General features: G+C 71.2%; 15 protein-coding genes. 5 read left to right on the forward strand and 10 right to left on the reverse strand.

What is annotated here, in order from left to right; all coding sequences use genetic code 11:
• Positions 1-52: 52 nt before the first annotated feature.
• From ACO07H_RS08000 to ACO07H_RS08020, 5 genes are all read right to left on the reverse strand, one after another.
• A complete protein-coding gene (locus ACO07H_RS08000) occupies positions 53-2581 on the reverse strand; it encodes an ABC transporter substrate-binding protein (protein ID WP_422012890.1) in 2529 nt (842 codons plus the stop codon).
• Entirely contained in the window at positions 2578-3951 is a 1374-nt protein-coding gene (locus ACO07H_RS08005; RefSeq protein WP_422012892.1) for a tetratricopeptide repeat protein, read from the reverse strand. The genes ACO07H_RS08000 and ACO07H_RS08005 overlap by 4 nt, the downstream gene beginning before the upstream one ends.
• A 28-nt stretch (positions 3952-3979) precedes the next feature.
• Positions 3980-6163 (reverse strand): TonB-dependent receptor, encoded by a 2184-nt coding sequence (locus ACO07H_RS08010; RefSeq protein WP_422012894.1) that lies wholly within the window; start codon positions 6161-6163, stop codon positions 3980-3982.
• A gap of 190 nt (positions 6164-6353) precedes the next feature.
• The gene (locus ACO07H_RS08015; protein WP_422012896.1) at positions 6354-6581 is read right to left on the reverse strand and encodes a hypothetical protein; all 228 of its coding nucleotides are present in this window, start codon (positions 6579-6581) and stop codon (positions 6354-6356) included.
• A gap of 402 nt (positions 6582-6983) precedes the next feature.
• Entirely contained in the window at positions 6984-7202 is a 219-nt protein-coding gene (locus tag ACO07H_RS08020; RefSeq protein ID WP_422012898.1) for a hypothetical protein, read from the reverse strand.
• Positions 7203-7539: 337 nt separating this feature from the next.
• Here ACO07H_RS08020 and ACO07H_RS08025 point away from each other — a divergent pair, with 337 nt between their 5' ends.
• Complete coding sequence (locus tag ACO07H_RS08025; RefSeq protein WP_422012900.1) at positions 7540-8580, forward strand: hypothetical protein; 1041 nt, start codon at positions 7540-7542, stop codon at positions 8578-8580.
• Positions 8581-8656: 76 nt separating this feature from the next.
• Here the strand turns inward: ACO07H_RS08025 and ACO07H_RS08030 are convergent, their stop codons facing one another.
• The 5 genes from ACO07H_RS08030 to ACO07H_RS08050 all read right to left on the reverse strand — a co-directional run bounded on the left by ACO07H_RS08030 (position 8657) and on the right by ACO07H_RS08050 (position 14770).
• On the reverse strand, positions 8657-9292 hold the full coding sequence (locus ACO07H_RS08030; RefSeq protein WP_422012902.1) for an L-threonylcarbamoyladenylate synthase: 636 nt from the start codon (positions 9290-9292) through the stop codon (positions 8657-8659).
• 4 nt (positions 9293-9296) lie between these two features.
• Positions 9297-10160, reverse strand: a complete 864-nt coding sequence (locus ACO07H_RS08035) for a 3',5'-nucleoside bisphosphate phosphatase (protein ID WP_422012904.1) — start codon at positions 10158-10160, stop codon at positions 9297-9299.
• 44 nt (positions 10161-10204) lie between these two features.
• The gene (locus ACO07H_RS08040; RefSeq protein ID WP_422012906.1) at positions 10205-12022 is read right to left on the reverse strand and encodes a bifunctional diguanylate cyclase/phosphodiesterase; all 1818 of its coding nucleotides are present in this window, start codon (positions 12020-12022) and stop codon (positions 10205-10207) included.
• Between the two features lie 124 nt (positions 12023-12146).
• On the reverse strand, positions 12147-13874 hold the full coding sequence (gene recJ, locus ACO07H_RS08045) for a single-stranded-DNA-specific exonuclease RecJ (RefSeq protein ID WP_422012908.1): 1728 nt from the start codon (positions 13872-13874) through the stop codon (positions 12147-12149).
• A complete protein-coding gene (locus ACO07H_RS08050; protein ID WP_422012910.1) occupies positions 13871-14770 on the reverse strand; it encodes a hypothetical protein in 900 nt (299 codons plus the stop codon). The genes recJ and ACO07H_RS08050 overlap by 4 nt, the downstream gene beginning before the upstream one ends.
• Positions 14771-14844: 74 nt before the next feature.
• Between ACO07H_RS08050 and ppk1 the strand changes: the two genes are divergently transcribed.
• From ppk1 to ACO07H_RS08070, 4 genes are all read left to right on the forward strand, one after another.
• The gene (gene ppk1 / locus ACO07H_RS08055; protein WP_422012912.1) at positions 14845-16914 is read left to right on the forward strand and encodes a polyphosphate kinase 1; all 2070 of its coding nucleotides are present in this window, start codon (positions 14845-14847) and stop codon (positions 16912-16914) included.
• 13 nt (positions 16915-16927) lie between these two features.
• Positions 16928-17389, forward strand: coding sequence for a phosphohistidine phosphatase SixA (gene sixA / locus ACO07H_RS08060; RefSeq protein WP_422012914.1), 462 nt, complete (start codon positions 16928-16930; stop codon positions 17387-17389).
• Between the two features lie 172 nt (positions 17390-17561).
• Complete coding sequence (locus ACO07H_RS08065; RefSeq protein WP_422012916.1) at positions 17562-18287, forward strand: PEPxxWA-CTERM sorting domain-containing protein; 726 nt, start codon at positions 17562-17564, stop codon at positions 18285-18287.
• A 236-nt stretch (positions 18288-18523) separates the two neighbouring features.
• Entirely contained in the window at positions 18524-19309 is a 786-nt protein-coding gene (locus ACO07H_RS08070; protein ID WP_422012918.1) for a hypothetical protein, read from the forward strand.
• The last annotated feature ends 47 nt before the right edge of the window (positions 19310-19356 follow it).

The following is a 19356-nucleotide window of genomic DNA, read 5'->3' on the forward strand; positions in this document are numbered from 1 at the left end:
CGCGCTGTCCCGCCAAGCGGGAGCTGAGCCCCTTCGGGCGGCCGTGCGGGGCTCATGCGCCACCCCCGCGCCGCGCCAGCCGCGGGTCGGCCGCGCGCGCGGCCAGCTCGACCAGCGCCGACACGGCCACGCCCAGCGCCACCAGCACCAGCACCAGGCTCTGCACCAGCACCAGGTCGTGCGACGTGACGCCCTGGAACAGCAGCCGCCCCACACCCGGCAGGAAGAACACGTTCTCGACGATGACCGAGCCGGCCAGCAGGTAGGCCGTCTGCAGGCCCAGCAGCGTCAGCACCGGGCCGGCGGCGTTGGGCAGCGCATGCCGCCACAGCACGCGCCAGCGGCCCGCGCCCTTGGCGCGCGCGGTGCGCAGGAACTCGGCGTGCGCCAGTTCGGCCAGTGCGCCGCGCAGCACGCGGGTCAGGATGGCGGCCTGTGGCAGCGCCAGGGCGATGGCCGGCAGGACGAGCGCGCGCAGCCCTTCAGCGAGGCCCGCATCCCAGCCCGGGAAGCCGCCGGCCGGTACCCAGCGCAGCACGACGGCGAACAGCCACGCGCCCATGACGCCCAGCCAGAAGTCCGGCACCGACACGCCCAGTTGCGAGAACGCGCCGACCACGCGGTCCACCGCGCCGCCGGGCCGGCGCGCTGCCACCAGCGCCGCCGGCAGCGCCAGCGCAACGGCCGCCAGCAGCGCCAGTGCCGCCAGCGGCAGCGTCAGCGGCAGGCGCTCGGCCAGCAACTGGCTGACCGGGATCTGGTAGGTCAGGCTGGTGCCGAGGTCGCCGCGCGCCAGGGCCGCAATCCATTGGCCATAGCGGGCCGGCGCGGGCGCATCCAGGCCGAGCTTGTCGCGCAGTTGGGCCACGGCCTGCTCGTCGGCCTGCATGCCGAGCACGTAGCGCGCCGGGTCGCCGGGCGCGACCTGCACGAGGGCGAAGATCAGCACGCTGGCGACAGCCAGCGTCAGCGCCAGCGACGCCAGGCGGCCCAGCAGCCAGCGCGGCGGCGCGCGGCGCGCCAGCAGCGCGATGCCCAGGGCCAGCAGCGCCAGCGCCGCGGTGGCCACGGCATGCGGCAGGCCGCCCCGGCCGTGGGCCTGCGCCACGGCGGCATTGCTCGCATCTGGCAGCGTGGCGCCGGCCAGCTCCAGGCTGCCGACCGCGTTGACCTTCACGCCCTGCAGCCCGGCGCGCTGCACCAGCAGGCGCGGGTACTGGAACAGGAAGCCGTTGACCGCGTCGTCGCTGAGCTGGCGCTGCAAGGCCTGCAGCGTGGCGCGCCGCTCGGTGTCGTCGCTTTGTGCATCCAGCGCGCGCAGCAGCGCCTGCACGCGCTCGCTGCGGTAGCCGAAGTAGTAGTCGTCCCGGCCGTAGATGCCGTAGTCCAGCGGCTCGGCGTGGACGATGACGGTCAAGTCGAAGTCGTGGCGCACGAACACCTGGTCCAGCCACTGCGCCCACTCCAGGTTCTCGACGCGCGTGCGGATGCCCACGGCCGCGAGTTGCGCCGCGAGGATCTCGCCGCCGCGGCGCGCGTAGGCGGTGGGCGGCAGCTTCAGGCTCAGCACGCGGTCGGCCGGCCAGTGCGCCTCGGCCAGCAGCGCACGGGCGCGGGCCGGGTCGTGCGGGCTCTGGCCGGTCAGGTCGATGTAGGCCGCGTGGCGCGGCGAGAAATGGCTGCCGATGGGCTGGCCGTAGCCGAACATCGCACCGTCGATGAGCGCCTGGCGGTCGATGGCGGCGGCGATGGCGCGGCGCACGGCGAGCTGGCCCAGCGGCGCGCGGCGGTGGTTGATGGACAGCAGCGTCTCGCCCTCGCTCAGGCCGACGCTCAGCTCGAAGCGGCGGTCGGCGCGGATCTGCGCCAGGTGCTCGGGCGCGGGGAAGTTGGCGAACAGGTCCACGTCGCCGGCCATGACGGCGGCGTAGGCGGCGGAGGGGTCGGCGATGAAGCGGTAGCGCAGCGTGTCCAGCCGCGCCTTCTCGCCCCAGTAGCCGTCGAAGCGCGCCAGCTCGATGGCGTTGCCGCGCTGCCAGCGCACGAAGCGCCACGGGCCGGTGCCGTTGGGGGCGGTCGGGTTGGTGGCCACGGTGCCCGGCGCGACCATCACGAAGGCGGCGCTGCCCAGGCTTTGCAGCAGGCCGCCCGCGCGGCGCTGCAGGTGCAGCACCAGCGTCTGCGCGTCCGGCGCGTCGATGCGCGCAATGGGTGCCAGCAGGCTGCGCTGCGGGTTGCCGGAGCCTTCGGCACGCGCGCGGTCCAGCGTGAACTTCGCGACGCCGGCATCGAACGGCGTGCCGTCGTGAAAGTGCACGCCGGTGCGCAGGTGCAAGGTGAGGGCGAGGCCGTCGGGCGAGACCTGCCAGCGCTCGGCCAGGCGCGGCTGCGCGCTGCCGTCCTCGGCCAGCGTGACCAGGCCTTCGAAGACGTTGCCGTAGACCACCTCGCCGATGGGGGCGGCGGCGCCGACGGTCGGGTCCAGCAGCGGCGGCTCCAGTTGCAGCGCGACGCGCAGCGTGCCGGCCGCAGCGGGCAGGCACAGCGCGAGCAACAGCAGCGCGGCAAGCAGGCGCCTCATGCGGCGGCTGCCGCGTGGGTGCGAGCGTCGGCCGCCAGCCCCGGCAGGCCCAGCTGCTCGTACAGCGCGGCCAGGCGGGCGTTGACCGGTACGTCGCGCGGGTCCAACAGCCGGCGCAGCTCCAGCGCCTGCTGCGCGTCGCGCCAGGCGCCGGCGCGCGTGGCGGCGTCGATCTGCAGCTGTGCGAACAGATCGCGCTGCGCATGGCTGCCGCCGATGCGCACCAGGCGAGGCAGCCCTTGCGACAGCGCCGCGGCGGCGGCGGCCGCATCGCCGCGAGCCAGCGCGGCCAGGCCTTGCGCGACCGGCAGCGCGGCGTCGCGCCAGGCGATGCGGGCCTCGCCGGTCGCGGCCTCGGCGCGCGCGGCGATGGCGGCCAGCAGCGTGTCCGCCTCGGGGCGGCCGGCGCGGGCCAGGCCGTGCAGGTAGAGCAGGCTGAGGAAGGGCTCGGTCGTGTCCTGGGCGCGCGCGGCCAGGTGCTCGGCGAGCGCGCTCCAGCGCGGGCCGACGTCCACACCCGTCCATTCCAGCCGCGCCAGCAGCTGCACCGCGCCGGCCTGGTCCTGCGAGTAGCCGGGCGACACGCCCCAGACCTGGCGGTCGTACAGCGCCAGCGCGTCGGCCTGGCGGCCGCGTGCCAGGTAGAACAGCGCGAGGTGCCACCACAGGTGCGTGGCCATGAAGGAGTTCAGCCCGGTCCAGGTGCCGCGAACGGCTTCGAGGAAGCGCAGGCCGTCGTCCACGCGGCCACGCGTCAGCAGCACATGGGCCAGCGCATGCTGGGCCCAGGGCTCGCGCGGCTGCAGCGACAGCGCCAGCCGCGCGGCGGCCTCGGCTTCGTCCAGCCGGTGCGCCTGCTCCCAGGCGAACGCGGCCATGCCGTGTGCATGCGCGTTGTGCGCGTTGGCGGGCAGCACGGCCAGGATGATGCGCAGCATGGCCGGCGCGTCGCCGCGGTTGAAGGCCAGGTACTGCGCCAGCTTCACGACGGCCAGGTCGTGCGGCCAGTGCGCGGCGATCTGCGCGGCGCGGCGCTCCACGGCGGCGGTGTCGCCCGCGACCCAGTCGGCCAGCAGCGCGACCTGCTCGTGCTCGCGGTGGTGGGCGGGCGTGGCGCCGGGCCGCAGCGCGGCACGCGCCGCGTCCAGGAAGGGCTGCGCCTTGGCCGGCGCTTCGGGCGCCTCCAGGAACATCCACAGCCAGCCCGCGTACACCTGTGCCATCACCGCGTGCGGGTGCGCGGCGGCGGTGGCGAGGATGGTTTCCGCGCGCGTCTCGTAGGCCAGGAAGCCACCGACGAAGTCGTTGAGGCCGGCGATGAGCGCGGGGTCGCCATCCAGCAGCGGGTTGCCGAGCAGGTCTGTTGCCATGGCGGCAGCATAGCCAGCCATGCGCGGCTCAGTAGGCGTAGCTGACGCTGACCGACCAGGTGCGCGGCTGGCCGGCGGCGGCCACGTTGAGGTCGTCGGCCGTGCTGGGGCGGTTGCCGAAGAAGTTGCGCGTCAGGTCGTAGCCGCGGTCGAACAGGTTGCGCACGCCCACCGTCGCCTGCCAGGGCGAGTTGGCCGGCGCGATCTCGAACCTCGCGTTCGCCAGCCAGTAGGCCGGGATGTCGTAGACCGTGCCGCCGTCCACGTTGAGCCGGTTCAGCCACGAGGCGTAGCGGCTGCGGTCGCTGTAGTCGCCGGCCAGCTTCAGGTCCAGCCCGTTGGCCGTCCACGCATAGGCGACCGAGCCGCCGTAGCTGAGGCGGGGGAAGAACTGGCTGTGGCCGGACAGGTTGCCCAGCAGCGGCGAGCTGAAGTCCTTGAACGAGCCCTGCTTGTAGCCCAGCGACTGGCCGATGGACAGGCCGGCCAGCGGGCGCCACTGCAGCTCGAACTCGCCGCCGTCGATCTTGGAGCGCGGGATGTTGATGATCTTGCCGATCAGCGCGCCGGTGGGCGAGGTGGTCACGTCCTGGAACTGCTGGTCGCGGTAGTCGTAGTGGAAGAGCGCGGCATTGACGCGCAGCTGGCGGCTCAGGTCGGCCTTGGCGCCCAGCTCCAGCGCGACCAGCTTCTCGGGCTGGAAGGGCGCCAGCGCCAGCGTGTTGAAGGTGTTGTGCGCGGTGATGCCGCCGGACTTCAGGCCGCGGCTCAGCGACGCGTACAGCAGCGTGCCCGCCTCGGGCTTGAACTGCAGCGCCAGCTTGCCGGAGGTCTGGTTGCGGGTCAGCGACGCGGCCGCGCCGCTGACGCCCAGGCCGGCGATGACGGGTGTGGTGCCGGTGCTGAAGTCGTGCAGGCTGCGGGTCTCGCGCTCCTGGCGCAGGCCGGCCACCAGCGTCCACTGGGCGGCGAGCGGCACGTCGGCCTGGCCGAACACGGCGGTGGTGCGGCCGTCCTGGCCGTAGCGGGTGCGCGTGATGAGGCCGTAGTCGTGGCGGAAGTCGGTCAGCCAGTCCTCGTTCAGGCTTTCCTTCGCGTAGTAGGCGCCGACGACCCAGGGCAGCGTGGCCTGCGCGTCGGCGGCCAGGCGCAGTTCCTGCGTCGTCACGCGGGCGCGGTCCTGCCAATAGACGTCGGAATGGTTGACGGCCGTGCCGTCCCAGTCGCCCAGTTCGCGGCGCGTGAAGCGCTGGTGGGCGGTGATGCTGGTGAGCCGGGTGGCGCCGAGGTGCCAGTCCAGCGTCAGGGACAGGTGGGTGGCGCTGTTGTCTCGCGAGGGCTTGGCATTGGCGCTGACGCCGGCGAGCTGCGCGAAGTCGCTCTGCAGGCCCCAGCCGGTGGCGCTGCGGTCCGTGTCCGCGGCCTGGCCGGTGTGGCTGCGCGGCGTCGGCACGTACAGGCCTTGCGCATCGGAGCGGTCCTGGTTGTGGCTGAGGCTGACGCGCGCCAGCAGGTCGGGCGTGACGTCCACCTCCAGTTGCCCGCGCACGGCATCGATGCGCTGGTCGCCCAGCTTCTCGCCGGTCACGCGGTTGTGCTGCCAGGCGCCGCCGCGCTCGCTGGCGACGGACAGCCGGCCGCGCACGCCGTCGGCCAGCGGCCCGGACAGGTAGCCCTGCGCCTGCACGGCCGCGTGCGAGCCCGCGCCGACGCTGAAGCCGGCCTCGGCCTGGCGCGTGGGCCGGCGCGACAGCAGGTTGACGGCGCCGGCCGTCGTGTTCTTGCCGTACAGCGTGCCCTGCGGCCCGCGCAGCACCTCCACGCGTTCCAGGTCGAACAGCAGGCCCTGCGTCTGCACCGGGAAGGCGAAGCCCACCTCGTCCACGTACACGCCCACGGGCGAGGCATTGTTGGCGCCGTAGTCCTGGAAGCCGATGCCGCGGATGCGGAACTGCGCCTGGCCGCTGCCGAACGCGGGTTCGATCTCCAGGCTGGGCACCTCGCCCTGCAGCTGGTTGACCTGGCTGACGCCGCGGGCCTTGAGTTCGTCGCCGGACAGCACGCTGATCGCGATGCCGACGTCCTGGGCCGATTCAGTGCGGCGCTGGGCCGTCACCTCGACGCGGTCCAGCGCGGTGACCTCGGCGGCGTGGACCGGTGCGAGGAATGCAGCGACGAGGGCGGCGGCCAGAGGGTGGAGGCGAGTCGGCATGTTCCAGAGTGCGCGAGTGGAAAGCGCTGCACTCTAGGAAGCGCGGCCGGGCGGGGCCACGAAGCATTGGGCGCATCGATATGCGCAAAAAGCTGTCGAGCCGAGTCGGCAACGCTGCTCGGCAGCGCTGGCGACTCGGCTCGGCGACGGTGGAAAAAGGCGTCAATGGCATTGGGGGGCGACGCCTGTGTCAGATGCGCTTGATGCCGGGGGCGGTCTTGGCGGCGGCCAGCGTGGCGTAGCGCAGGCGGGTGGCTTCGCTGTAGCCGGTAACCACGACACGCGGCAGTTGTGCGACTTGCATGGACTTGCCAGTGACGACGACGCGATCCAGCTTGACGGTGGCTTGCGTGGCGGCCTGGGCGGTGACGGCCGTGAAGGCCAGGACAACGGCGGTGAGGGCGGTTTGCAGGGTCATGATGGGCTCCTTTGGGGGGGTAACGAACTGCGTGAATGCTTGTTCGATGGAGCCAGTTTCGGCACTGGCGGCGGCCGTTTCCACCGGCTTGCGATCAAGCGTCGGCTGCGCCGGATGAGCTGCGGAAACCGGGGACGAAATGCGTGCGCAATCGGCGTTAGGCCAGGGGCGCCGCGCCGATGGAAAAGCCGCTTGCGGGCGGCTTGCGAGCGGTGATCGACAGCGCGCGCGGCGTGCGGTTCGCGTGTCGCTCAAAACGGCAGCAGCTCCGCGAAGGGAGCTGCTGGGACGGGGCAGACGGCACAAGGCCGAACCGAGTCGGCAACGCTGCTCAGCAGCGCTGGCGACTCGGCTCGGCGGTGGTGGAAAAAGGCATCAAACGCATGGGTGGTCGATGCCTGCTCAGGCGCGCTTCACGGGGCTCTTGGCGGCGGCCAGGGTCTGGCGGGCCAGCGTCGCTTCGCTGTAGCCGATGACGACGACGCGCGGCAGTTGCGCAATCTGCGTGGACTTGCCGGTGACGACGACGCGTTCCAGCTTCACGGTGGCTTGCGGGGCGGCCTGGGCGGCGAAGGTGGCGACGGTCAGGGCGACGGCGGCGAAGGCGGTTTGCAGGTTCATGGTGGGCTCCGGTGGGTGGGTTCGAACCGCGTGATTGCTTGTTCGATGGCGTCAGTTTCGGCAATGGACCGGGGTGCTGCCAGCCGTCTGCGATCAATCGCGAGCCGCGGTGGATGAACTGCAGGAACGCTGGATGAACTGCGGGGAAACCCGCGATGGGCGGTGGTTGCGGGCGGCGACATGCGTTTGCCGGGGGCCGCCAACGCGGCGGCGCAGCGGCTGGCGGCGCGTGGCGGTCGTGCATGAACCGGGGAACTGACCGGGTGAAGTGGCCACCAACGACGGATGCATGACGCATGCGCCTGGCGGCAGGGGCCGCCTACTTCAGGAGCCCATCGTGAAATACAAGGTCAAGTTCTCGTACGCCTTTGCCGACACGGCCAACCCCAAGCGCTTCAAGAAGACCGTCACCATCGACGCGGACCTGGAGTTCCCGTTTCCCAAGCAGACCGACGACGTGATCCTGGCCTTGAAGGCCAGTGACGCGGAGCGCTACAAGACGCTGAAGCTGGAGCAGTTCGAAACCTACACCGGTGTCACGGCCGCGAAGTTCCAGTCCAGCTTCGACACCAACATCAAGAAGAAGATCGACGCCAACTTCGTGGACTACGTGAAGAAGGTCGCCAAGCCCGACTTCGACGAATCCCAGTGGGACAAGCTGCTGAGCTTCTTCGAGACCAAGCAGGTCGAGTTCCTCAAGGACGCCTTTGCCAAGGGACTGGCGGACATCGTCAAGGTCAACTACGAAAAGCTGGAGAAACTCAAGGCCGCGGCGCCCAAGCCCAACGAATCCCGGCAACTCGACGTGGACCAGGCCTTCCTGCTCTGGTGCGGCAAGAACCCGATCAAGTTCAAGAAGGTCGAGGACAAGTTCTACGGCGACCACATCAAGAAGGAAGTGAGCGCGGCCATCGCGTTCGATTGGGCCGTCGAGCGCTACAAGAAGAACAAGAACGTCAAGACCAGCTCGCTGGTGGAGGCGTCGCCCAGCACGGTGCTCAACAAGGCCAACGGCGGCAAGGCCTATCCGTCGGTCTTCAAGGGCGCGCAGCAGATCGCCGTCAAGGTGACCTGCGACGTGCTGACCGCCGTGCTGGAGGAGAACAAGGTCGTCGGCGACAAGGCTGCCGCGCAGTTCAAGAAGGACAACAAGCACTGGGCGCAGGTGGGCGACGTCTGGCTGTCCGCGACCTTCAAGAAGGGCACACAAAGCTTCTACGTGATGGGCACCTGGGATCCGGATAGCGGTGACGCCGAGCTGTACCACTACCAGAACGAGGATGCGAAGCCGCCGATGGCGCTGCTGCCCGAATACCGGCGCTGGACCTACTCGAACAAGGAAGGCAAGTTCCTTGGGCCGACGCGCGACGGCCATTGAGCCGGCTGCCGCAGGCGGTGGCGGCATGCCAGTTTCACTCCAGCTTCACTCGTGTTGCTCGCCCTGCGGCAGGGTCCTAGTCGATGTGCAGGCCGAGCCGCTGCAACTCGCCGCGGCCCTGGCGCACCAACGTGGGCTCATCGCCCTGGCTCAGGTCCAGCACCGTGGTGGGTTGGGCGGGGCAGGCGCCGGCGTCCAGCACGAACTGCAGCTGCCGGTCCAGCCGCGCGCAGACGTCCGCGGCGTCGTTCATCGGTTCGGTTTCGCCGGGCAGGATCAGCGTGGCCGACAGCAGCGGCTCGCCGAAGATGGCCAGCAGCTCCTGCGTGACCTTGTGGTCGGGCACGCGCAGGCCGATGGTGCGCCGGCTGGGGTGGGACAGCCGCCGCGGCACTTCCTTGGTGGCCGGCAGGATGAAGGTGTAGGCGCCGGGCGTGGCGAGCTTGAGCAGCCGGTATTGGCGGTTGTCCACCATCGCGTAGTTGGCCAGCTCCGACAGGTCGCGGCACAGCAGCGTCAGGTGGTGCTTTTCGTCCACGCCGCGCACGCGGCGCAGCGCCTCGACGGCGGCCTTGTCGTCCAGCCGGCAGACCAGCGCATAGCTGGAGTCGGTCGGGATCGCGCCCAGGCCGCCGGCCTGCAGCATCTGCGCGCACTGGCGCAGGAAGCGGGGCTGCGGGTTGTCGGGGTGGACTTCGAAGCGCTGGGCCATGGCGTCAACGATGGATGCGGTCGGCCAGTTCGGCCCACACGGGCGTCAGCCTGGCGGCCAGCGGCGGCAGCGTGCCCAGGTCGATGCGGCTCTCGTCGGGGCTGTGGAAGTCCGAGCCCCGCGACGCCAGCAGGCCGAACTCCAGCGCCGTGTCGGCGTATTCCACGAATTCGGCCGGTGTGTGGCTGCCGGTGACGACCTCGATGCCGCGCCCGCCGTGCGCGATGAATTCGGTGATGAGGGCGTATTCCTCGGTGGGCGTGAAGTCGTAGCGGCCCGGGTGGGCGATGACGGCGATGCCGCCGGCGCGCGTGATCCAGCCCACGGCGTCCTTCAGCGACGCCCACTTGTGGGGCACGAAGCCGGGCTTGCCCTCGGTCAGGAAGCGGCGGAACACCTCGGGCACGTCGGCGCAGTGGCCCGCATCGACCAGGAAGCGGGCGAAATGGGTGCGCGAGATCAGGTCCGGGTTGCCCACGTAGGTCAGCGCGCCCTCGAACGCGCCAGGGATGCCCACCGCCGCCAGTCCCGCCGCCATCTCGCGGGCCCGCGGCCCGCGGCCGCCGCGCGTGGTTCGCAGGCCCTCGACGATCTCGGTGGCGGTGGGGTCGAAGCCCAGGCCCACGATGTGCACCACGCGCCCGGCAAAGGTCACCGAGATCTCGGTGCCGGTCAGGTAGGGCAGGCCGACCGCCCTGGCCGCGGCGATGGCGCGCTGCTGGCCGCCAATCTCGTCATGGTCGGTCAGCGCCCAGAGCTGCACGCCGGCCGCCTTGGCGCGCTGGGCCAGGGCCTCGGGCGTGAGCGTGCCGTCCGACACGACGGAATGGCAGTGCAGATCGGCGTTGAGCGCAGGGTCGAGGTTCACGCCCCGATTGTGTCAGCCCGCCTGTTTGCCAGCCATGAACATGGCTACGCCGCCTGCAGCGCACGTGCGCCGGGCTGGCGGCGGTCCACGAAGAAGCGGCTGCCGCCCGCTCGACCCTTGGCCACGCGCTTGGGTTCGGCCAGCGCGCTGCTGAGGGCGCGGGAGTTCTCGACGCTGCCCGGCAGGTGCAGCACCGCGCCGGCCGAGATGGTCGGCAGCGGGTGGAAGGTGGGTTGGTTCTGGCGGTTCAGCGTTACATAGCCGCCGGCGGCCAGGTGCTCGGCCGAGAAGAAGCTGCGCACGCCGGCGTCGAAGGCCTCGCACACGCGTGCCAGCCGCACCTCCCAGTCGGCGCTGCTGAGCACCATGACGAAGTCGTCGCCGCCGATGTGGCCGACGAAGTCCAGCTGCGGGTCGGCGGCCTGCGTCAGCACACGGGCGGCCAGGCGAATGATGTCGTCGCCGATGCGGTAGCCGTAGACGTCGTTGAAGGGCTTGAAGTGGTCGATGTCCCAGACCACCGCGGCGAAGGTCTCGCCGGCCGTGATGAGGCGGTCCAGGTGGTTGTCGATGGGCACGTTGCCGGGCAAGAGTGTGAGCGGGTTGGCGTAGCGCGCGGCGTGCACCTGCAGGTCGGACACGGCCTTCAGCAGGTCGGAGCTGCGGCCCGAGCCGAAGTAGGCGCCGTCGCGCGTGACGATGAAGCCGTCGGTCAGCAGCCGCTCGTCCAGGTTGGCCACCGCGTCGCTCATCGCGCGCAGCGGCGTGGAGACGTCGAACACCAGCGGCGTGGGGTCCATCAGCTCCCTGCAACTGCGGCGGGCGAAGATGTCCATGAAGTAACGCTCGGTGCTGCGCTTCATCACGTGCAGCGAGCGCAGCACGCCGATGGGGCGCTGCTGCTCGTCCAGCACCGGCATGGACAGCAACTGGTCGTCCAGGCGGAACAGGTCCACCACGGCCTTGCAGCTCATCTGCGGCGACACGGTGTGGCCGCGGCGGGCCAGTTGCGCGGCGGTGGTGATGGCGCCCTGCGCGACCGGCAGCGCCTCGTCGTTCTGCAGCAAGCGAGGCTGGGCTTCGGCGGCCAGGCGCCCGCTCCACTCGACGCGCAACTGCGCACGCGGCGTGGCGCTGGGGCGGGCGAACAGGTAGCCCTGGCAGATCGTCAGCCCCAGGCGGCGCAGCACGGCCAGGTCCGGCTCCTGCTCCAACCCTTCGGCCACGACCTGGCAGCCGCTGGTGGCGGCCATCTCGACGATGGAGCGCACGAACTGCTGCTTCAGCGGCTCCTGCGCGATGCCGTCGATGAAATGGCGGTCGATCTTGACGAAATCCGGCCGCATCTCCATCCAGCGGCGCAGCGAGGCGAAGCCCTCGCCGAGGTCGTCCAGCGCGATGCGAAAGCCGTGCGCGCGCAGCGCGGCCAGCGCGCCGTCGAGCTGCGCCAGGTCCTCGATGGGACGCGTCTCGGTCAGCTCGATGACGACGCGGGACGTGGGCAGGCCCAGGCCTTCCAGGTCGCCGGCCAGCCGCGACACATGTTCGCGCGCGGCCAGCAGCGTGTCGGCGGTGACGTTCAGGAACAGCTGCCCTGGCAGGCCCAGCGCCTTGAAGCGCTGCGTGGCGCGCCGCAGGATCAGCTTTTCCAGCTCCACCAGCCGGCCCTCGCGCGCGGCGGTCTCGAACAGCACGAGCGGTGAATGCAGCGGGCTGTCGGCCGGTCCTCGGGTCAGCGCCTCGAAGCCGAAGATCTCCGCGCGGTCGATGGCCACCAGCGGCTGGAAGTGGATGTCGAAGGTCTGCTGGGCGATCAGCCGCGCGAGCGCATGGGCCAGGGGGTTGTCGGCGCGTGCGCGCATCGGGAGGCTCCGGGAGTGGGGCGCGCGCCCGACCGCCGGGGCATGCTGCCGACTTGCATTCTTGGAAGCGCCCGTGACAGATCGGTGACGCACCTGGGGCGGTCCGACCGGGCCGCCAACTCCGTCACGCCTGCGCCGCCTCCACCACGTACTGCACGCGCTGCTGGCCCTGCCACTCGTCCAGGCTCAGGCGGTAGGCCAGCGTGACGCGCTCCGGCAGCATGTCCACGTGGTTGAACCAGATCGCGTCGATGAGCCGGCCGTCCTGGCGCAGGCGCAGCTTCAGGTGCTTCTCGCCCACCAGGCGCTGCGAGATCAGCTCGAAGCGGTCGCAGAACACCGGCGGCTCGAAGCCCTGGCCCCAGACCTGCGCGTCCAGCAGCCGCGCCGTCTCGGCGGTTGCCGCACCGGGCGGCAGCGCGCCGTCGTGGCGCAGCGTGCGGGTCAGGTCCTGCTCGCTCAGCCATTCCTCGGCGACACGCGCCAGCGCCAGCGCGAAGCGCTGCAGGTCGTCCACCGCCAGCGTCGCACCGGCCGCCATCGCGTGGCCGCCGAACTTGGCGAGCAGGTCGGGCTCGCGCTTGGCGACCAGGTCCAGCGCGTCGCGCAGGTGAAAGCCCGGGATGGAGCGCCCCGAGCCCTTGAGGTGCCCGTCCGCGCCGCGCGCGAACACGAAGGTGGGGCGGTGCACGCGGTCCTTGATGCGCGAGGCGACGATGCCCACGACGCCTTCGTGGAAGTCCGCGTCGAACAGCGCCACGGCCGGCGGCAGCGCGCCGGCCAGTGCCTCGACCAGCGCATCCAGCCGCGCCTCGGCCATCTCGCGCATGCCGGTCTCGATCTCGCGGCGCTCGCGGTTGATGCCGTCCAGCTGCGTGGCCAGTTCGAGTGCGCGCGCCGGGTCGTCGGTGGTCAGGCACTCGATGCCCAGCGTCATGTCCGCCAGGCGCCCGGCCGCGTTGATGCGCGGGCCCAGCGCAAAGCCGAGGTCGAAGCCCTGCGCCTGGCTCGCGTCGCGCTTGGCGGCGCTGAACAAGGCCATCACGCCGGGCTGCGCGCGGCCGGCGCGCATGCGCCTGAGGCCTTGTGCGACGAGCCGGCGGTTGTTGGCGTCGAGCTTGACGACGTCGGCCACCGTGCCCAGCGCGACCAGGTCGAGCAGGCCGTCCAGCCGCGGCTCGGGCGAGGGCAGGGCGTTGCGCGCGCGCAGCTCGGCGCGCAGGCCCAGCAGCACGTAGAACGCCACGCCCACGCCGGCCAGCGACTTGCTCGCGAACGTGCAGCCGGGCTGGTTGGGGTTGACGATGGCCTCGGCGTCGGGCACGACGAGGGCGCCGTCGACGAGCGCCGGCAGGTGGTGGTCGGTCACCAGCACCTGGATGCCCAGCGCGCGCGCATGCGCGACGCCGGCCAGGCTGGCGATGCCGTTGTCCACGGTCACCAGCAGCCCCGGCTGCTGCGCGCGGGCCAGGTCGACGATGGTCGGCGTGAGGCCGTAGCCGTGCACGGCGCGGTCGGGCACGACGTAGCCGACCTGGGCCGGTTGCGCGCCCAGCAGCCGCAGGCCGCGCAGCATGACGGCGCAGGCGGTGGCGCCGTCGCAGTCGTAGTCGGCGACGACGACGATGCGCTTGCCCGACTGGATGGCGTCGGCCAGCAGGCGGCCGGCGTCGGGCAGGCCTTTCAGGTCGGCCGGCGGCAGCAGGTGTTGCAGGCCTTCGTCCAGTTCGGTCGCCTCGCGCACGCCGCGGGCGGCGAGCAGGCGGGCGAGCAGCGGGGCGATGCCGGCCTGCTCCAGCGCCCAGGCGGTGCGCGGCGGCACGTCGCGTTCGATCAGGCGAGGGCTGTTCACAGCGCCTCCAGCACGGCGGCGACGTCGCTCGTCCTGAAGCGGCGCCTGAGCTTCTCGATGAACGACAGCGGCTGCGCCGTGAAGCGGGTCGCGAAGCGCTCGCCGCCGAGCGTCAGGCTGATGGTTCCGGGGTGAGTGGCGAGTGCCGCCAGCGGGCCGGCATCCAGACGCTGCCAGGCCTCGGCCCAGGCGGCGAGGTCACCATTGAGCAGCGGCTCGGTCAGCCGCGCGTCCACGGTCACGTCCGCCGGCCTGCCATTGGCGCGGCCGATGTCGCCGATCCAGACCGAGTTCACCGCGTGCGCGCCACGCGCTTCACGCTCGTCGTTCAGCGCATGGCCGTGCAGCAGCATCTGCGCCTCGTTCTGCCAGCGGCGCAGCACGCGGCTCTGCGGCAGCCAGGGCTCGATGGGCCGGCCGGCGGCGCGCTCGATGCTGGCGGTGCGGGCGAGCTCGGGGTCGTCCAGCGCGGTCGCGTGGCCCACGGCCCAGCGCGTGACGTCCAGCAGCTGCCACTGCCAGCCCTCGGCAGCGGGCCACAGCGCGTGCAGCGCGGCGGCGAAGCGGGCCGCATCGGACTCGGACAGCTGCAGCGCCGCGGGCGGCAGCACGTCCACGCCGTCCGTGCCTACGGCCAGGTGCACGGGGGTCATCAGCGCCCAGGCCAGCTCGGGGCCGGCGCTCGCGGCCCAGGCGGCGGCGCTGGGCTCGGCCTGGCCGCGCAGCGCCGCGAGGGCCAGGGTGTGCGGGGGCAGGGGCGAGAACTCGTCGCTGCCCCAGGTGTCGGCCGGGCTCAGCCGGGCCAGCAGCGTGGCCAGGTTGGGCAGGGCCAGGCTGGCAAACGCATGCCGCGCGGCCTCGTCGAGGGAGCCGGCATGGGGGATCATCAGGTGCATGGGCCGGATTATCCGAGCCGGGTGGCGGCCGATGCTTCAAGGCACTGTCACACAAGCTTCATACACTTTTGCGCATGACCGACCCGATCCCGTTGAAGCTGTTGAACCGCGAACAAGCCATCCTGGAGTTCAACCGCCGCGTGCTCGCGCAGGCCCAGCGAGAGGACGTGCCGCTGCTGGAGCGGCTGCGCTACGTCTGCATCGTCTCCAGCAACCTGGACGAGTTCTTCGAGGTGCGCTTCGCCGACATGCTGGACGCCGCCCGCGACCCGCTGTCACCGGTCAGCAACCAGGATGTGGACCGCGTGGGCCGCGCGGCGCACCTGCTGATCGACGAGCAGTACCACATCTTCAACGAGCAGCTCACGCCGCTGCTGCGCAAGCAGCGCATCGTGGTGCTCAACCATGCCGACCGCGACGAGCCGCAGCGCGCCTGGGTGAGCAAGTACTTCGAGCGCGAGGTCAGGCCGCTGCTGGTGCCCGTGGGGCTGGACCCGGCCCACCCTTTCCCGCAGGTGGCCAACAAGTCGCTGCACTTCATTGCGCGCCTGTCCGGCAAGGACGCCTTCGGCCGCGACAACCGCATCGCCATCGTCAAGGTGCCGCGCGTGCTGCCGCGCGTCATCAAGCTGCCGGCCAACCTCAGCGACGGCCGCCAGGCCTTTGCGCTGCTGACCAGCATCATCCGCGCGCACCTGGAGGAGCTGTTCCCGGGCCGCAAGGTCGAGGCGTTCTCGCAGTTCCGCGTCACGCGCGACTCCGACCTGGAGGTGGACGAGGAGGAGATCGCCAACCTGCGCCATGCGCTGCGCTCCGGGTTGACGACGCGCCACTTCGGCCGCGCGGTGCGGCTGGAGGTGGTCAACAGCTGCCCGGAGGAGTTGTCGGAGTTCCTGCTGCAGCAGTTCGGCCTGCCCAATGCGGCGCTGTACCGCGTCAACGGCCCGGTCAACCTGGTGCGACTGAACGAGCTCATCGACCAGACCGACGCGCCGGGCCTGCGCTTCAAGCCCTACGAGCCCGCGTGGCCCAGCGGGCGGCTGCCGCGGCACAAGTCCATCTTCGAGAAGCTGAAGAAGGGCGACGTGCTGCTGCACCACCCGTTCGAGAGTTTCGAGCCGGTCGTGCAGATGCTGCGCGAGGCAGTGCTGGACCCCGACGTGCTGGCCATCAAGCAGACCATCTACCGCACGGGGGCCAAGTCCGAGCTGATGGACCTGCTCATCGAGGCGGCGCGGCGTGGCAAGGAGGTCATGTGCGTGGTGGAGCTGAAGGCCCGCTTCGACGAGGAGGCCAACATCAACTGGGCCGAGCGGCTGGAGGCCGTGGGCGCGCAGGTGGTGTACGGCATCGTCGGCTACAAGACGCACGCCAAGCTGCTGCTGATCACGCGCCGCGAGGGCCAGGGGCCCAAGCAACGGCTGCGCCGCTACGGGCACATCTCCACCGGCAACTACAACCCCAAGACCGCGCGCCTGTACACCGACCTGGGCCTGATGACGGCCGACGCGGACCTCACGGCCGATGCCGACATGGTGTTCCGCCAGCTCGCGGCGCTGGGCAGGTTCAAGGCGCCGCGGCGCATGCTGCTGGCACCGTTCAACATGCACAGCCGCATGCTGGAGCTGCTGGCCCAGGTGCAGGCCGCCGCGGCCGCCGGCTATGCGGGCGCGCGCGTGGTCGTGAAGATCAATGCGCTGACCGATGCCGAGCTGATCCAGGCGCTGCTGCTCACGGCGCAGGCCGGCGCGAAGGTGGACCTCATCGTGCGCGGCGCCTGCATGCTGCCGCCGGGCCTGCCGGGCATCAGCGACAACATCGTCGTGCGCTCCATCGTCGGCCGCTTCCTGGAGCATTCGCGTGTCTGCTACTTCCGCTGGAGTGAACCCAGGGAGGGCGACGACGGCGAGGCGCTGTTCCTGTCCAGTGCCGACTGGATGAGCCGCAACATGTTCCGCCGCATCGAGGTGGCCTGGCCGGTGCAGGACGCCCGGCTGCGCCAGCGCGTCATCGACGAGGCGCTCCAGCCCTACCTGCACGACTCGCTGGACGCCTGGCAGCTCGGCCCGGACGGCCGCTCGGTGCGGGTCAGCGACCGCGGCGTCAGCGCACAGCAGGCGCTGATGAGGCGCTTCTCGGAGTGAGGGCAGCGAGCGCATGGACTTGATCCTCTGGCGCCACGCCGAAGCCGAGATCGCGGCACCCGGCCAGGACGACCTGCAGCGCGCGCTGACGCCCAAGGGCGAACGCCAGGCGCGGCGCATGGCCGCCTGGCTGAACCAGCGCCTGGCCGCGACGACGCGCGTGCTCGTCAGCCCCGCGCTGCGCTGCCGCCAGACGGCCGAGGCGCTGGGCCGCGAGATGCGCATCGTGCCGTCGCTGGCGCCTGACGCGGCCCTCACGGCGCTCCTCGAGGCCTCGCGCTGGCCCAAGGCCGCCGAGCCCGTGCTGATCTGCGGCCACCAGCCCACGCTGGGCCTGCTGGCCGCCCACCTGCTGGCCGGCGTGGATCAGGAATGGGCCGTGAAGAAGGGTGCCGTCTGGTGGCTGCGCTGGCGCCAGCGCGATGGCGAGCCGGAGGTCACGTTGCATGCGGTGCAGGGGCCGGACGCGCTCTGACCGGCTGCCTCCGTCGAGATTGGGTGGAAACCCGCTGCTCGGAATCACGGGCCCCCACCCGAGGGGGGTTGTGTCCGCGCCGTGAGGGCGAGGTGTTAGCTTGCCATCCGTCACAGGTCCGTCATTCATCGGGATGACGCGCCGGGCAAATTCAACACTTCGAGGGATTTCCATGAGCCAGATTTTCAGGAGCACCGGCGCGCGCCGGTTCGGACTCACGCTGGCCGCTGCGGCGGCCATGGCCTTCACGCAGGGCGCCAGCGCCGGCGTCGTCCCGGGTGACACCTTCACCTTCTCGATCGCCGGCTTCAACAGCACCAGCGGCACCGGCTACATCCTGGGCAGCGGCAACATCGCCACCTTCGGCCAGACGCAGACCTTCGCCGCGGCGGGCTACAACGGCCAGGACTACACGATCTCGTCGTACGAAGTCGTCGGTGCCACCACCACGACCGACTACTTCAAGATCTCGACGCCGGTCAACTTCCTGACCAGCACGACGGTCAACGGCATCACCATCACGGCGCTGCAGTTCGACATCGGCACCGCCAACTCGGGCGTCGGCGTGGCGACCGGCGCGGACGTCGTGAACTTCACGTCGGCCATCACCAGCTACACGTCGACCGGCAACATCGTCTACGGCACGGCCAACACCGTCTTCGCGCTGACCCCCAACGTCACGCTGACCAACGGCGGCTTGTCGTTCACCGCCGCCGAAGGCGTGAACACCGGCACGAGCGCGATCACCGGCGTTGCGATCCACGAGTTCAACTTCTCGATCACCTACGCCAACCCGGTGCCGGAGCCCGAGACCTGGGCCATGATGCTCGGCGGCCTGGGCGTGATGGGCTTCGTCGCCCGCCGCCGTTCGCCCAAGGGCCGCACGACCCAGGCCTGATCCGCCACCTGGATCGAGCAAGCCGCCGCCCTGCGGGCCGGCGGCTTTTTCATGGGCGACAGGCATGCCGCGAACAGGCCTGCTTTCGCCGATCTGTTCACTGTCTCCAAAAGGCCTTTGTGTCCGCCCCGACACATGCTGCTGACGAACAGGAAACCCGGGCTGCAAAGAATGGGTCGGACCTGGGCGAGCGCCCGGGTGCCTCTTCAACCCTTCCTTCCTTGCCAGGAGTTCCCATGAACATCACCAGCGCAACCAGTGGCGCGTCCGCCTGGGCGGCCCGCACCCCGGGGCCGCCCGATGGTGCCCAGCGCGCCCAGGCCCGCTTCGCCAAGGCAGACACCGACGGCAGCGGCGGCGTGGACGCCACCGAACTGCAGACCGTCCTGGACAAACTGTCCGAGAAGACCGGCACCGACCTCGGCAAGGCCGAGGACCGCTTCGCCGCGATGGACAGCGATGGCGACGGCAGCCTGAGCAGCTCGGAACTGGACGCCGGCATCAAGAGCCTGCTGCCGCAGCCCTCGTCGACGATGGCGTTCGCGCAGCAGCGCATGGGCAGCGGTGGCGGCCCCGGCGGGCCGGGCGGCATGCCGCCATCACCACCCCAGGGCGACGAGTCCAGCACCAGCAGCACCAGCGCCAGCAGCAGTTCGGGCACCGACCCGCTGGACACCAACGGTGACGGCGTCGTCTCCATGCAGGAGCGCATGGCCGGGGAAATGAGCCAGGTGCTGCAGGCGGCGCTCAAGGCCGGCGACAGCGATGGCAATGGTGCGCTCAGCGGCAGCGAGGTGGACACGCTCTCGCAGAAGCTGGGCGCCACGCTGAGCCAGATGTTCAGCGCGGCGGGCACAACCGCGTCGTCGTCCGGTTCGGGCGGCAGTGCGGGCACTGGCCAGCCGTCGCAGCAGGGCGGCACCGACGACGCGGTGAAGCAGCTCGCGCAGATGCTGCTGCGTCAGTACGCGCCGCCGGCTATGGACTGGCAGGCGCAGTCGTCGCTCAGCGTGGCCGCCTGATCGCCAGCCGTCGCACCCGGCGACGGCCATCTCCGGCAGGCCGACGC

The organism is Roseateles sp. (assembly GCF_965229315.1).
Lineage (GTDB): Bacteria > Pseudomonadota > Gammaproteobacteria > Burkholderiales > Burkholderiaceae_C > Pelomonas.

Coding starts and splice junctions, on each gene's coding strand:
- ACO07H_RS08000 (WP_422012890.1), bottom strand. CDS start 2,581: ATGAGGCGCCTGCTTGCCGCGCTGCTGTTGCTCGCGCTGTGCCTGCCC.
- ACO07H_RS08005 (WP_422012892.1), bottom strand. CDS start 3,951: ATGGCAACAGACCTGCTCGGCAACCCGCTGCTGGATGGCGACCCCGCG.
- ACO07H_RS08010 (WP_422012894.1), bottom strand. CDS start 6,163: ATGCCGACTCGCCTCCACCCTCTGGCCGCCGCCCTCGTCGCTGCATTC.
- ACO07H_RS08015 (WP_422012896.1), bottom strand. CDS start 6,581: ATGACCCTGCAAACCGCCCTCACCGCCGTTGTCCTGGCCTTCACGGCC.
- ACO07H_RS08020 (WP_422012898.1), bottom strand. CDS start 7,202: ATGAACCTGCAAACCGCCTTCGCCGCCGTCGCCCTGACCGTCGCCACC.
- ACO07H_RS08030 (WP_422012902.1), bottom strand. CDS start 9,292: ATGGCCCAGCGCTTCGAAGTCCACCCCGACAACCCGCAGCCCCGCTTC.
- ACO07H_RS08040 (WP_422012906.1), bottom strand. CDS start 12,022: ATGCGCGCACGCGCCGACAACCCCCTGGCCCATGCGCTCGCGCGGCTG.
- ACO07H_RS08050 (WP_422012910.1), bottom strand. CDS start 14,770: ATGCACCTGATGATCCCCCATGCCGGCTCCCTCGACGAGGCCGCGCGG.
- ppk1 (WP_422012912.1), top strand. CDS start 14,845: ATGACCGACCCGATCCCGTTGAAGCTGTTGAACCGCGAACAAGCCATC.
- sixA (WP_422012914.1), top strand. CDS start 16,928: ATGGACTTGATCCTCTGGCGCCACGCCGAAGCCGAGATCGCGGCACCC.
- ACO07H_RS08065 (WP_422012916.1), top strand. CDS start 17,562: ATGAGCCAGATTTTCAGGAGCACCGGCGCGCGCCGGTTCGGACTCACG.
- ACO07H_RS08070 (WP_422012918.1), top strand. CDS start 18,524: ATGAACATCACCAGCGCAACCAGTGGCGCGTCCGCCTGGGCGGCCCGC.